The sequence below is a fragment of the Porphyromonas sp. COT-290 OH3588 genome, from assembly GCF_000769075.1.
Taxonomy (GTDB): domain Bacteria; phylum Bacteroidota; class Bacteroidia; order Bacteroidales; family Porphyromonadaceae; genus Porphyromonas.
Genome location: NZ_JRFC01000003.1, coordinates 162,919 through 176,922, shown reverse-complemented (window position 1 = coordinate 176,922; position 14,004 = coordinate 162,919). Strand labels below are relative to the sequence as shown.

9 protein-coding genes and 2 tRNA genes are annotated in these 14,004 nt (G+C 48.5%); 8 read left to right on the top strand and 3 right to left on the bottom strand.

Annotation, left to right across the window (positions count from 1 at the left end; translation table 11 throughout):
* Nucleotides 1-2,040, bottom strand: a complete 2,040-nt coding sequence (metG, locus tag HQ48_RS00785) for a methionine--tRNA ligase (RefSeq protein WP_044231244.1) — start codon at nt 2,038-2,040, stop codon at nt 1-3.
* A 581-nt stretch (nt 2,041-2,621) separates the two neighbouring features.
* Here metG and HQ48_RS00780 point away from each other — a divergent pair.
* A tRNA-Ile gene (locus HQ48_RS00780) sits at nt 2,622-2,695 on the top strand.
* Nucleotides 2,696-2,846: 151 nt separating this feature from the next.
* Here the strand turns inward: HQ48_RS00780 and HQ48_RS00775 are convergent.
* Both HQ48_RS00775 and HQ48_RS00770 read right to left on the bottom strand, forming a co-directional pair.
* Nucleotides 2,847-2,920 (bottom strand) — tRNA-Arg (locus tag HQ48_RS00775).
* Between the two features lie 121 nt (nt 2,921-3,041).
* Nucleotides 3,042-4,241 carry a hypothetical protein gene (locus HQ48_RS00770; protein ID WP_044231243.1) on the bottom strand — a complete coding sequence of 400 codons (1,200 nt, stop codon included), beginning with the start codon at nt 4,239-4,241 and terminating at the stop codon, nt 3,042-3,044.
* A 1,226-nt stretch (nt 4,242-5,467) separates the two neighbouring features.
* On the opposite strand from HQ48_RS00770, the gene HQ48_RS00765 reads away from it, so the two are divergent.
* The 7 genes from HQ48_RS00765 (at nt 5,468) to purH (ending at nt 13,997) form a co-directional block, all read left to right on the top strand.
* Nucleotides 5,468-6,460, top strand: coding sequence for an acyltransferase family protein (locus HQ48_RS00765; protein WP_160225876.1), 993 nt, complete (start codon nt 5,468-5,470; stop codon nt 6,458-6,460).
* Nucleotides 6,461-6,545: 85 nt separating this feature from the next.
* On the top strand, nt 6,546-7,793 hold the full coding sequence (gene pepT, locus HQ48_RS00760) for a peptidase T (RefSeq protein ID WP_044231241.1): 1,248 nt from the start codon (nt 6,546-6,548) through the stop codon (nt 7,791-7,793).
* Nucleotide 7,794: 1 nt separating this feature from the next.
* Nucleotides 7,795-8,817: an aminodeoxychorismate synthase component I gene (locus HQ48_RS00755; RefSeq protein ID WP_044231240.1), complete on the top strand. Its 1,023-nt coding sequence runs from the start codon at nt 7,795-7,797 to the stop codon at nt 8,815-8,817.
* On the top strand, nt 8,799-9,419 hold the full coding sequence (locus tag HQ48_RS00750) for an aminotransferase class IV (protein WP_044187538.1): 621 nt from the start codon (nt 8,799-8,801) through the stop codon (nt 9,417-9,419). Before HQ48_RS00755 ends, HQ48_RS00750 begins: the two co-directional genes overlap by 19 nt.
* A 9-nt stretch (nt 9,420-9,428) precedes the next feature.
* Nucleotides 9,429-10,340: a DMT family transporter gene (locus tag HQ48_RS00745; RefSeq protein WP_044231239.1), complete on the top strand. Its 912-nt coding sequence runs from the start codon at nt 9,429-9,431 to the stop codon at nt 10,338-10,340.
* Nucleotides 10,341-10,580: 240 nt separating this feature from the next.
* Entirely contained in the window at nt 10,581-12,218 is a 1,638-nt protein-coding gene (locus HQ48_RS00740; RefSeq protein WP_044231238.1) for a hypothetical protein, read from the top strand.
* 255 nt (nt 12,219-12,473) lie between these two features.
* Nucleotides 12,474-13,997 carry a bifunctional phosphoribosylaminoimidazolecarboxamide formyltransferase/IMP cyclohydrolase gene (gene purH / locus HQ48_RS00735; RefSeq protein ID WP_044231237.1) on the top strand — a complete coding sequence of 508 codons (1,524 nt, stop codon included), beginning with the start codon at nt 12,474-12,476 and terminating at the stop codon, nt 13,995-13,997.
* Nucleotides 13,998-14,004: the final 7 nt, after the last annotated feature.

Here is a 14,004-nt window from a genome sequence, read left to right as displayed (position 1 = left end):
TTACTTGACTTGGCTACCGGGGGCAACGGCCTCGGCTGGTTGGATCACACGCAGACGACCATCGGCATCTTCAGCCGAGAGAATCATACCTTGACTCTCAATACCCTTGAGCTTACGAGGAGGTAAGTTGGCAATGAAACAAACCTGCTTACCTACTAGCTCCTCTGGTGCATAGTGCTGTGCAATGCCCGAAACAATCGTTCGTCCGCCCAAACCATCGTCAATGCGGAACTGCAGGAGCTTATCAGCCTTAGGTACCTTGGTGCACTCTAGCACCGTTCCTACACGAATATCCAGCTTGAGGAAATCCTCGAAAGCAATATCTTCTGCCACAGGTACAGCCTTACGATTAGCCGCTTCATTGGCAGCCTTGCTGTCTTGTAGCTTCTTGATTTGATACTCGATGGCTTCGTCCTCGATCTTGTCGAAGAGGAGCTCGGGCTGAGCGAGCTGATGCCCGACGGGTAGTAGATCAATTGAGCCGATCTGCTCCCAGCCGAAGGCCTCACTCTGGAGAATACCAAGTAGCTTAGCCGAACTCATGGGCAAGAATGGCTCGAAGACAATCGCCAAATTGGCCGTGATCTGTAGGGATAAATTAAGTATTGTAGCCACACGGTCCATATCCGTCTTGGCCAGCTTCCAAGGCTCTGTATCGGCTAGGTACTTATTACCAATACGCGCAAGGTTCATGGCCTCCTTGAGTGCCTCGCGAAAGTGATAATGCTCCAACTCTCGCTCTACGCGTGTCTTGATGTCTACAAACTCTGCAATAGTCGCATGGTCATAGTCTATCAGTTCGCCACGAGCTGGCACCCGGCCGTCGAAATACTTATGCGTAAGCACGAGGGCACGATTGACGAAGTTGCCATACACGGCCACAAGCTCATTATTGTTACGGGCTTGGAAATCCTTCCAAGTAAAGTCATTGTCTTTAGTCTCTGGAGCATTAGCCGTGAGGACATAGCGGAGTACGTCTTGCTTGCCGGGAAACTCCTCTAAGTACTCGTGCAACCAAACAGCCCAGTTGCGGCTTGTGGAGATCTTATCCCCCTCAAGGTTGAGAAACTCATTGGCAGGTACATTCTCGGGCAGGATATACGAACCCTCAGCACGTAGCATAGCAGGAAAGACAATGCAGTGGAAGACGATATTGTCCTTACCTATGAAGTGTACGAGCTTAGTTGAGTCGTCCTTCCACCACGTTTCCCATGTGTCGGGGAGTAGCTCCTTGGTATTGGAGATATAGCCGATCGGTGCATCGAACCATACATAGAGCACTTTGCCCTCTGCACCCTCTATGGGTACAGGAATACCCCAGTCGAGGTCACGGCTCACAGCACGAGGCTGCAATCCCATATCAAGCCAACTCTTGCACTGACCATAGACATTGCTCTTCCACTCTTTATGACCCTCTAGAATCCACTCACGCAGAGCCGCCTCGTGCTTGTCGAGTGGCAGATACCAGTGCTTCGTTTCTTTGAGTACAGGAGCCGAGCCGCTAATAGCACTCTTCGGATTCTTGAGATCTGTAGCCGAAAGCGAAGTACCGCAAGCCTCACACTGGTCGCCGTATGCTCCCTCACTAGAGCAATGTGGACAAGTCCCCGTGATGTAGCGGTCGGCGAGGAACTGCCTAGCCTCCTCATCGTAGTATTGCATTGAGGTCTGCTCAATGAACTCTCCCCTGTCGTAGAGCTTGCGGAAGAAATCCGAAGCCAGCTCTCGATGCGTCTGGCTCGTCGTACGGCTATATATATCGAAGGTAATACCGAGATCCTCAAACGACTTCTTAATAATGTTGTGGTAGCGATCTACGACGTCCTGTGGCGTTACGCCCTCTTTCTGCGCCTTGATGGCAATGGGTACACCATGCTCGTCGCTACCCCCGATCATCAGCACCTCCTCGCCCTTGAGGCGTAGGTAACGGGCATAGATATCGGCAGGAATATACACACCAGCCAGATGCCCGATATGGACGGGTCCGTTAGCGTAGGGCAAAGCGGTTGTAATTAGTGTTCGCTTGAATGTCTTACTCATATCTTATTGAAGTTTTATTCTTTTGCTCGCAAAGGTACTAAAAAGCGACCTCTCCTTAGGCAATGAATGCTTTGCAACAATGTATAGGTGGATTTGGCGTGTATAAATCTCAGAATATATGCACCGCTATACACAATCTTACACAAGAAAGATAGTCATAATCACTCCCCTAGCCTACCCCTGTGCATAGCGATCAAATCCGTAAACCAATTCTACACGTTGTCGAATATGTGCAGAGCTTTTCAGTCTCTTTTGGTGTATAGCTTAGACTAAAAATCATCTATCCAATTATTATACTATTACTTACTGCTGTGGGTAGATTGGCGATAATTCTGCGGATAAAACGATGATCTTCTGTTGGCTATTCTGATGCACTTGGTTTACCCACATCATCAACAGACCCTATTACTATACTTTCTTTTTATATAAATCCTAATTAAATCTAGAATAGATATAGGTGATGTGGGTGGATGAACGAAGTGAATCCTGCTGTGGTGCTGTGTTCTAGATTGATTTTTACGAAGAATTGCTTAACTTTGTCCCTTGAATTTGGGCGATACCTATCGGGTTAATCCACTTTCGGTCCTATAGCTCAGTCGGTTAGAGCACCTGACTCATAATCAGGGAGTCCTTGGTTCAAGCCCAAGTGGGACCACTAGTCATAATTTATTGTTTTAATAAAGAACCTCATTGGCCATATTTAGAGCCGATGAGGTTCTCTTTTTTAGCTCTAAGGCTAGTGAAATTGAGCAAATGGATTGTACAAAGAAAAAGGCTCAAGAGTTCAAAACTCTCAAGCCTTATCGTGACCCCGACAGGATTCAAACCTGTAACCTTCTGATCCGTAGTCAGATGCTCTATTCAGTTGAGCTACGGAGCCGTGATTTCGTTTCCGAATTCGATTGCAAAGGTAAGGATAATTTTTATATGAGCAATAGGGTAGTGCATTTTTTTTGCCTGCTGGAAGCGAAATCCCCTTCTCCGTTTTCCCTAGAGATAGATTAAGGTTTCCATTTGAGTAGCCCGAAGTAGGGGGATATATTGAGGTACACCTCGATGTGTGAGCTGATCGGGTGAGCCGAATGTGTGTGATACCATAGAGCTGCCGAGGCGCCTAGGCTGTATTGCTTGCGCTCTAGGATACTGTAGCTACCTAGCAGCTGTAGGTAGCGAGTAGTATGGCTATGAATCTTCTCTCTCCCTGCTCTGCCGATAGACTGGACGAAGGGAGTCCCCAGCACACTGATGAAGTTATAACCCTGCCATAGTGCTAGACGTGTGTGCCAGCGATGCCACCTAAACCCAGCCTCTATATATCCACCCCACCCCTTGTCTACGGGGTAGTGGCCGCCTCTTTGGGCATATCCGAGCGCATATAGAGAGGCATACCAGTGGGCTGTATGTCTGCCTAGCTTGAGTGGGTGCATATAGACAAGTCCTAGGGTAGCATTGCTCCACGAGTGTACTGTATCTGGTCGTTGGTTGAGTACACCACCTCTGTGGTGTGCTAGAGCCTGCAGTCTAAGCTCTAGGGAGGGTTTGTCTAGGGGGGCGAAGCGATGCTGTGCGTGAAGCCCAAACACGAAAGCCTCAGGGTGGGTATCGTGCTTATAGATGAAGCTACGCCAGTCCACCCAAATATCGAACTTGCTTCTTGGGTTGATATACTTGATTTGTAGCCCCGCCTCTCTATCAGCCGTGAGGTTGAGCTCGGGGTTGTAGAGCGGCTCGATTAGCTCGTGCTTGGCACCGCCTTCTAGATTACCTAGAATAACGGCCAAGCCCTCGGCAGGAGTGATAGCTGCTTGGAAGAATGGTTTGAGGCGAAACCTCGTGTAGCGACCTCCTTCGCCAGACCAATAGGGTAGGTCGCTGTAGGCTATGGCTGCAGGATAGAGTGAGCTACCCCAATAGTAGATGTTGGTTGCCCCTAGGCGCAGGCTGATGGGGATTTGGGTCTTGGGCGTATAGCTAAGATCAGCTTGCAGGCGATAGCCAGGTAGGGTATAGTCTGCGACCAAGTCGGAGGCATACTCATTGTTGCGGAAGAATCCCTCTGCCGATAGCTTTAGGGCAAGGAGATCCTCTCGGCTAATACCTGAGCTGAGAGCAGGCTCATGTGCTCTGTAATACTCTTGGCTCGATAGCTTACTTACCCCTAATAGGAGTACCAGCAGTAGTATGAGGCTTTTGGTGGACATAGCGATGCTGTTGAGCTGATATATTCTAGAGCGCAAAATTACGTAAACTGTCTAGAGTTTAGGTTTGGGAGTTAGTAGTTTGGTGATAACAAAAAGAAAGAGAAAGCTCACGCCTCCCTCTCCTCTGTTTTGGACCTTAAAATAGTTGATGTCTTACCTCTGATAGGCTATGAAGTCGTATTCTTTTTTGATAGCGAGATGATTGAAGGTTTTATCCGTAGTTATCAAGGATTGTCTAATCGCAAAAACGGGTATAATTGTTTCTTTACGATAAATTGTTAGGTTTGATCACTCTATTCATGTCTAGGGTAATGGCATAGAATAGGGGAGGATAAAAACATTAGACCTCGTATTTGGCCTCTAGCGAGCTCTAGACGGCGTCTGGCCTCGTTTGGGCACTCCACCTCCAGCCGTGTAAAATAACCGCCTAAAACAAGGGGATTGTAATCAGCTAATAGACAGATGTATAAAACATACATCTGGCTAATTTTATGATTTCGTGTCGCCTTTTTGGGAATTTCTTCCCATCAATCTACTCGGATTAGTGGACACATCGCCGAGGATTAGCCCACCAATCCGAAAAAGTCTTCCCATTAATTTGCTCAACAGTGGCCTCAATCGTACAAAACCTCTCTGCCGTCCGTCCCGATTTAGGATCAATTTGTTTACGGTTCTTAACACAAAAGAGGCAAAATAGTTTGAAAAATAATCAATGACAGAATGTAATAAGCATTAATACATACCATACTTCTTTTTCTTTCACCTCCAAAGAAGCTCGTTCGTCTAAAGGGACAATCAAATTACTAAATAAATAATACAACGTTCCAGACTCTTCAATATCTACAGGGTACCCGCATCAAAACATAAGCTACTGATTATCAATATCTATTTCTTTTCTGACAATAGAGATTGAGAGCAGTTAAGTTCGAAGTTTATATTGAGAATCATCATGTTAAGTGTGTAGCCAAAATTTTATGCGGTTACCCTGCAATATCTACACATTAACATTCAAATTATATGATAATGCCATACCTTTGCAACTTGTAGGAAAAGGTATAAACACGTAAACCAACGTCGGTAATAAGAAGTTTCCACTAGCCACATCTATCTTATCTCAATATATTATGATATTAATTTTTTCTGAGACAAGCTTGCGCGGCTATGAAGTATGTTTATATACGTTGTGTTATATATTATGCTAAATGAAGTCTCATATTAATATTAAAATGGCAGCAGAAATTAAAAATAAACCCGAGGTTAGCTCCTTGTATATACTCAAAGCTATCTTTGCTCTAGTTGTTGTGGCAATCCATACTCCTCCGCTCGAACATGTCATAAACTCTAGTTTGATGTCTCCTATAGCAGTGGCAGCAGTGCCCGTATTTTTCGCAATTACTGGATATTTTCTGTATACAGATAGACGAGAAGACCTAGTCCCTAGAACTAAGAAAATGTTATTTAAATCCATCAAAATATGGATTATAACAAATATTGTCTACTTTTTATATCACACCGCCATGGGGAAGATCCTCTATAGTTCATGGAGTGACGTAGGTTCTTTTTTTATTTTAGGTATGACAAATGAGGGTATTCTCTGGTATCTATATGCATTGGTTAATACTCTTATAATTATATACTTGCTATTTAACATCAAAGCTTACAAAGCGATTTATTTTTTGCCTTTACTCGGCTTTATAACACTGTTTCTTGGGAAATATTCCTTTTTATTGGGTTCGGAAGAAACAATTCTACTTGATTTTAATTTTCTAGGTTGTGGTCTTCCATATGTAGCTTTAGGTTTTTGTATACATAGGTATGAAAGTGTATTGCTCAAATATAGCTGGCTAGATCTGACAGCTGTAATTCTAATTTTCAACTGGATAGAGATGGCTCTTCTTGGGAGTCTAGCAGATCAATATTGGGGTAGATTCTTCTTTACAATGCCCTTAACTGGTGCTTTTTTGTGCCTTGCTATTTCTCGTAAAGAGTATGGGGCGGAGAGCATCTTTGCTACTATTGGAAAGAAATATTCAGGAAATATCTATTATTTCCACTTTCTCATCATATATATTTTTAGGGTAGTTATTGATAAAGTATTGCCGTTTACTTCTGATTTTTATCAAAATGTTGGATTTATACTTGTTTTCTTTGCCTCCCTAATAGTTGCTCAAGGTATTGTATGGATTCAAGATCGTTTCCAATGGGATATTTTGAGGTAAATAGCTTCTTTTGTGTTTTCGGGTAAATAATTACCTCGATTGAGATAGCCATCAAAAGTTTAATAGCCTAATTGCTGATCTGATAATGAGTAGTATAGCCCAAGAGGTGCGCGAGGAACTATTGGAGCGCTTCCTCCGATATGTCGCCATCGACACCCAAAGCGATGAGCGTAGCGAAACTTTCCCCTCGACCGAGAAGCAACTTACCCTGCTCAATATGCTCAAGGATGAGCTCCTAGTCTTGGGAGTAAGCAACGCCCGTCTGGACCAATACGGCTATGTGATGGCGAGCTTGCCTGCCACACCCGGCTACGAGGAGGCAACACAAATCGGCTTCATCGCTCATGTAGACACTAGCCCAGACCTCTCGGGGGCAGACGTTCGCCCACAGCTCATCAACAACTATCAAGGCGAGGATATTCGCCTCGGCACCTCCGACTATGTGCTAAGTCCGAAGCAATTCCCCGACTTGGAGCTACACCTCGGGCACGACCTGATTACCACCGATGGCACGACCCTACTTGGGGCGGACGATAAGGCAGGCGTAGCGGAGATTATGACCTTCGTCGCCTACTTGATGCGTCACCCGGAAGTCGCACACGGCCCTATATCTATTGGCTTTACCCCCGATGAAGAGATTGGTCGTGGGGTGGATCACTTCGATGTGAAGCGCTTCGGTGCTCAATACGCCTACACGGTAGATGGGAGCCAAGAGGGGGAGCTGGAGTACGAGAACTTCAATGCCGCCTCGGCACGCATCGACGTACAGGGGCGTAATGTACACCCCGGCTATGCCAAGGGGAAGATGATCAACGCCCTACAAGTCCTGCACGATATTCATAGCCTATTGCCCGAGGCCATGCGCCCCGAATGTACCTCGGGGTACGAAGGCTTCTATCATCTAATAGGTATGTCTGGATCTGTGGATCAAGCTCACGCAAGCTACATCATTCGCGACCACGACAGAGCCCTCTTTGAGGAGAAAAAAGCAGCTCTAGAACGAGCTGTGCAGACTGTTAATACTAAAATTGGCACACGTGTAGCCACACTGGAGCTACGTGACCAATACTATAATATGCGTGAGCAGGTACTCCCACACTGGGCGCTCATCGAGCGAGCCGAGCGAGCTATGGAGCGAGCAGGGGTACGCCCACTAATTCGTCCGATCCGTGGTGGCACAGACGGCTCCCGACTCTCGTATATGGGGCTACCGTGCCCGAACCTCTTCGCAGGTGGCATGAACTTTCACGGACGCTACGAGTATACCTCGCTCACGACCATGTGCCGTGCGGTGGCTACACTCGTACACTTGGCTAATCTCTGGCGTGAGTAGTATGAAGGAGTCGGCTATAGGCCAACCTCTAGGGGCGAGTGTGGCGAGTACACTAGAGCAGATGAATAAGGCAGGTAAGGCACGTAAACCTTTCTTTTTTGCCCTAGACTACGAGCTACAAGAGGGTATTTTCCTAGCCGATCCTCTGGGCGAGGGTGCAAATACGGCAGGGCTCCAGTTCGCCATCAACGGACATCATACACCATTTGTGGATAACTATCCCCTGCCTACCCTACGTTCTATACGACCTGAGCGGCAGGAGCGGTATGCCAAACGGTTTAGCCGTATCTACCAAGCCTTGGAGCGTGGTGACAGCTTCCTCGCCAACCTAACAATCCGTACACCGATCGAGCTAGAGGGAGGCCTAGAGGCTATTTATGCACATAGCCATGCACCATATAAGCTACTGATACCCGAGCGGCTAGTCTGCTTCTCTCCCGAGCGGTTTGTCCGCATCTCTGGGCGTACCATCGCTACACATCCAATGAAAGGAACGATAGACGCCAGCCTGCCCAAGGCTGCAGAGCACCTACTGGCGGACTACAAAGAGGGAGCAGAGCACTACACCATAGTAGACTTGATGCGCAACGACCTAAACCGCATTGCACGCAAGGTGCGTGTCGAGCGCTTCAAGTACCTAAGCCGTATCGCCACTAGCCGAGGGGAGATCTTGCAGATGAGTAGCGAGGTAGTAGGAGAGCTGGGGGAGAACTGGCACGAACGAATCGGCGATCTGCTACTGGAGCTACTGCCCGCAGGATCGATCTCGGGTGCACCCAAGGCCAAGACCTATGCGGTAATCCGTGAGGCGGAAGAGATTCCTAGAGGCTTCTACACGGGGATCTGTGGCTACTACGACGGCAGAGAGCTCGACTCGGGCGTCTTGATTCGCTATATTGAGCAGGACGAGCGAGGGCAATACTACTACCGCTCTGGCGGTGGGGTAACGATCAACAGCCGATGTACGGAGGAGTACGACGAGTGTATCCAAAAAGTTTACCTGCCATGTCAGTCGCTCTCGTAGAGAGTATTCGCATTGAGAGGGGGCAGATACATCTGCTTGCCCTGCACGAAGCACGTATGCGGCGTAGCCTCGGCGAGCTAGCACCCAAGGGTAGACTACTGGCAGCGCTCGAGCAGAGGGGACTATCTGCCCTACTCGAGGACTATCTGCCCAAGTACCTACCCGAGCATCTGACCAAGCTGCGCTTCGTCTATGGAGCAGATAGGATAGAGACTCCGACACTTACACCCTATCAAGCGAGAGATATTCGTCAGATTAGAGCTGTACACCTGCCCGATAGAGCGAGCTATAGGCACAAGTGGCTTGATAGGTCGGCACTCATTCGCCCTGCGTATTTGGGCCAAGACGAGGAGCCGCTCTACATACTCGGTGGGCAAATTACAGACACGAGCTACACCAATGTGGCTCTATACATCGAGGGCCTATGGCGTACACCTGAGGCGCCTCTGCTACACGGCGTGATGCGTGCCCATCTGCTGGAGCAGGGACGTATACACCCAGCACCTCTTACCCTAGACGACCTAGAGCGAGCTGAGGCCATTAGGCTCTTCAATGCCATGATGCCTCTAGAGCAATGTATCGAGATTAACCTACCACACTGACCTTAAGCCATGCAGCTAAACACACAGACCAAGGCCATTTTGGCTACGCTACTAGGGGTCTCGATCATCGGGCTATCCTACGTGTTTATCAAGATAGGGCTGTGTGCGGCTACGCCACTAGATTTGCTTGCCGATAGGTTGCTTGTGGCCTTCATGGGTATGTTGCTCCTGCGCTTGGTAGGCTTGGTCGATGTGGAGCATGTGCCGAGGCAAGACCGCTGGCGTCTTCTGCTCTTCTCTCTACTCTTCCCTACGGGTTTCTTCGCTCTACAAGCACTCGGATTGGAACTAATACCAGCGAGCGAGGCTGCGATCATCTATGCCCTATTGCCTGCTTTCACACTTGCAGGGAGTTGGCTGATACTTGGCGAGCGAACGAGGCGACATCAGAGGGTGGGGTCTTATCTCGCCGTTGTGGGTGTGCTCTACATTACGGCCCAGTCGCTACAGCAACTCTCGTTCAACGTCTGGGGCTATCTATTCATTTTTGCCTCGCTTATTGCCATTGTTTTCTACTTCATTTGCCTCAAGAGCCTCACACGTCGCACGCCTATTACGACCATAACCTACTACATCCTCCTCTACTCGAGCTTGACGGTCAATGCGTTTCGGCTGATTAACCACACTGCCACAGATAGCTGGGTGGTCTATTGGGAGCAACTAACACCGAGTTATTGGGGGGCAACCCTATACCTTGGTCTACTATGTACGCTCTGCACGTCTTTCCTGACCAACTACGGCATCAAGCACCTACCGACTAATCTCATCGGGGTATTCAACAATCTAAGCCCTATCATTGGCCTATTTGCAGGCGTTCTGATCCTAGAGGAGGAGCTACATACCTACTATATCTACGGAGGGCTAGTTGTACTGGCGGGGTTGGTACTCAGCTCGTATTCGAGGACGGAGGAGGGAGCCTAGTGGCAATGTCCATAGTGTGGATAAGATGCTTTTACAGCTAGTAGTTTGCTACCCTGTGGATTATCTTATTAAATTTGCTAGACAAAACTGTCATTTTAGGGGAGATAACCCTAGATGCTAGGCATCAAGATCTAGGGTTGCCCTTATAGAAAGAGAAAATTGTACCGCTTAGGTTGCAGGAGTGGTACGTGCAAAAGGAAGTACTTAAACAATGTTTCACAATCAAATTTCACTACAACTATGGTTCAAAAAGATTCAAATCCAGTTTGCAACCCCGAGGCTCTCAAGATTGACTATGGCTCGGTCAAGGAGTTCCGTCAGCTAGATCTCGAGGATACAGCCAAGCGCAAACTGCGCACCTTCGCCCAGTACAAGCGCACACGAGGTCGTCGTGAGCAACCGATCCGCAAACCCGTTGCCAGACCAAGTATGGGACCAGATATGATGCACCTAGAGAAGTATTCGGCCAAGCACTACCCCAAGGGGCGTATGCTCGTCATTGTCAATGATGACCTCTACCCTTTCGTCAAGGACTCCATAGCGCAGTATGTTCGTGACCTAGCATATGCAGGTCACTACGCAATTACCTACCGCTACAAGGGAGGCACGGCAACACAGCTGCGTGACTTCCTCCGTAGATTTAGGGTTAAGAAACCTAATTTCTCCATCAGAGGGGCCGTTCTGATAGGGACTCTACCAGTAGCTTGGTTCCAACGGACCGATAGACTGATAGGCAAGCGTGGACAACCCGAGGAGTTCCCTTGCGACCTATTCTTCATGGATCTCAATGGTAAGTGGAAAGACCCCGACAAGGATGGCGACTTCAACATACACGCAGACAACGTAAAGCCAGAGATATGGATAGGACGTATCTGGACACCAACGATGAATGGTAATGACGCTAACCTAATCAACGATTACTTCGAGCGTAATCACGCTTTCCGTACAGGGTACCTCGGCTGCTCCAATAAGGGGCTAGCTCTTGTTGATGACGACTGGAAGGAGTTTGGGGATTGTGCTCTAGACAAGGTCTTCCCCAGCGACAATATCACCGTACATAGCGACAAGGAGAAAACCTCAGCAGATACCTATAAGTATGAGTTGACAAAGTCTTGGGGTTGGGCTCATATCTGTGTACACTCCAATGCACTGATGCATGCCTTCGATCAACCTAAGAAAGTTACGGGAGAGGGGCTTAGAGAGATCATAGTACCTGTTAGATATATCCGAGATCAAAATCCCTCTCAGTCCTTTTTCTACAATCTTTTCGCTAGCCACAGTGCTCGCTATACGCAAGCCGACTATATGGGAGGCTGGTATATCTTCGACAAAGAAGGCTTTGGCGTCAATCCGGGCATGGCACTTGTCGGTAGCACTAGTGGTGGTTCGATGCTCTACTTCGAGAACTTCTACAGACCTATGGCTGTCGGCTCTAGCATCGGCGAGTCACTGCTAAAGTGGTGGAGCCAGATAGGCGTACACAACGACTATGTAGTTGGACGATTCTATGGATTGACCTTGCTCGGCGACCCAACGCTCAACTGGTGGCATGGCGCTGTACCACGTATGCTCAAGCCCCTGCCCGGTCAGGTATTCAGCCACTATCCACGTCAGACGCGCTTCGAGTGGGAACCTGTACAGGTTGAGGGTGCAGAGATCGAGTACCATGTAGAGGTCGATGCCGAATACGCAACAATAGGCTCTTCTAAATGGGGGCCAGAGAATGATCAGGAGTGGCTCAAGTACAAGGGTATCAAGACCAACTATATCGACCATATATTCGTCGGGGCAACACGTGGTCGCTGGCGAGTAAGAGCCAAGATTGGCGATATGCTCTGTCCATGGAGCGAGTGGTCTTACTTCCACTACACGATCTAGGATAGACGAGTGAGTACAAAGAGGCGGTGCATCGAGAAATATATTTGGTGCGCCGCTTTTCGTTTGCCATAATGTGTCGACATGCCTGATAAACACCAAGAACTGATTTTCAAGTATTTTACAATAATCTCATGCACCACTGCTCTAGAAACCTTGAAATATGGTGAGCTTGCTGTGCAATTTGTAGTGCGAACGAATAGATAAAAACTATTACCTTTGTGTGTCAATATATTAACTTAGGTAAAGGAGTTATTCATCACAATGAAGAAGATCATTCGCAGGGCATTGGTATCTGTCTATCACAAAGAGGGTTTAGCAGAGATCCTAGCCGAACTTAATCAAGCAGGTGTTGAGTTTATATCCACAGGAGGCACGCGTGCCTTCATTGAGTCTTTGGGGTACCCTTGTGAGGCTGTTGAGGATTTGACCCAATATCCCTCTATGCTTGGTGGACGTGTCAAGACGCTACACCCCGCTATTCTTGGTGGTATCCTAGCACGTCGTGACCACAAGACCGACCAAGAGGAGGTAGCTAAGTACCAAATCCCGCTGATTGATCTGATCATCGTAGACCTCTACCCCTTCGAAGCTACGGTGGCCTCTGGTGCAAGCCCCGAGGAGATCATCGAGAAGATTGACGTGGGAGGCATATCGCTCATTCGTGGAGCTGCCAAAAACTTCGCCGATGTCGTGATCGTTGCCTCTCAAGCTCAGTACGCACCTCTATACAAGATCCTCAAGGCTCAGGGAGCTAAGACCACACTAGAGCAGCGTCGAACCTTCGCTCGCGATGCTTTCGCCGTAAGCTCAGGTTACGATGCCGCGATCTTCCGCTACTTCGACGCCGATGCACAGACCGCTTTCCGCCCCTCTGCCGACCACCCACAGCCTCTGCGCTACGGAGAGAATCCTCATCAGCGAGGTTTCTTCTTTGGTGATCTCGGCCGCTACCTTGAGCAGCTACACGGCAAGGAACTATCCTATAACAACCTGCAGGATATTGATGCCGCTATCCAACTCATTCAAGACTTCGAGGAGCCAAGCTTCGCCATTCTCAAGCACAACAATGCTTGCGGTTTTGCCTCTCGCTCCACGATCCTAGAGGCTTGGGAAGCTGCATTGGCCTGCGACCCAGTTTCTGCTTTCGGTGGAGTACTGGTGGCTAATCGTCCGATTGACCAAGCTACAGCCGGGTCGATCAATCAGCTATTCCTCGAGGTGCTCATCGCTCCAGAGTTTAGCCCAGAGGCGCTTGAGGTGCTCAAGAGCAAGAAAAATCGTATTCTGCTCGTGCAGAAGGCACGTATCGAGAGCCAGTGGACCTACCGCTCTATGCTCGGCGGAGTGCTCCAGCAGGAGTGCGACACGGCTATAGAGGTAGCCAAGGATCTGCGCCCAGTAACGCAAAAGACAGCGACCGAGCGTGAGGTTGAGGATATGATACTCGCCAATAAACTCGTTAAACATAGTAAGAGCAACGCCATCGTACTAGCCAAGGACGGTCAGCTCCTAGCCTCTGGCATCGGGCAGACCTCCAGAGTAGATGCCCTACGCCATGCCATTGACAAGGCTCGAGGCTTCGGTTTCTCGCTCGAGGGCGCAGTGCTCGCCAGCGATGCCTTCTTCCCCTTCGACGACTGCGTTACCCTAGCTGCTGAGGCAGGTATTACCGCCATTGTGCAGCCCGGTGGATCTGTTCGTGACGAGGATAGCATCAAGAAGGCCGATGAGCTCGGTGTAGCTATGGTGTTCACCGGGGTCAGACACTTCAAGCACTAATCAGGCA

Coding starts and splice junctions, on each gene's coding strand:
- HQ48_RS00745 (WP_044231239.1), top strand. CDS start 9,429: ATGCAGCTAAACACACAGACCAAGGCCATTTTGGCTACGCTACTAGGG.
- pepT (WP_044231241.1), top strand. CDS start 6,546: ATGAGTAGTATAGCCCAAGAGGTGCGCGAGGAACTATTGGAGCGCTTC.
- HQ48_RS00770 (WP_044231243.1), bottom strand. CDS start 4,241: ATGTCCACCAAAAGCCTCATACTACTGCTGGTACTCCTATTAGGGGTA.
- metG (WP_044231244.1), bottom strand. CDS start 2,040: ATGAGTAAGACATTCAAGCGAACACTAATTACAACCGCTTTGCCCTAC.
- HQ48_RS00765 (WP_160225876.1), top strand. CDS start 5,468: ATGGCAGCAGAAATTAAAAATAAACCCGAGGTTAGCTCCTTGTATATA.
- HQ48_RS00750 (WP_044187538.1), top strand. CDS start 8,799: ATGTCAGTCGCTCTCGTAGAGAGTATTCGCATTGAGAGGGGGCAGATA.
- HQ48_RS00740 (WP_044231238.1), top strand. CDS start 10,581: ATGGTTCAAAAAGATTCAAATCCAGTTTGCAACCCCGAGGCTCTCAAG.
- HQ48_RS00755 (WP_044231240.1), top strand. CDS start 7,795: ATGAAGGAGTCGGCTATAGGCCAACCTCTAGGGGCGAGTGTGGCGAGT.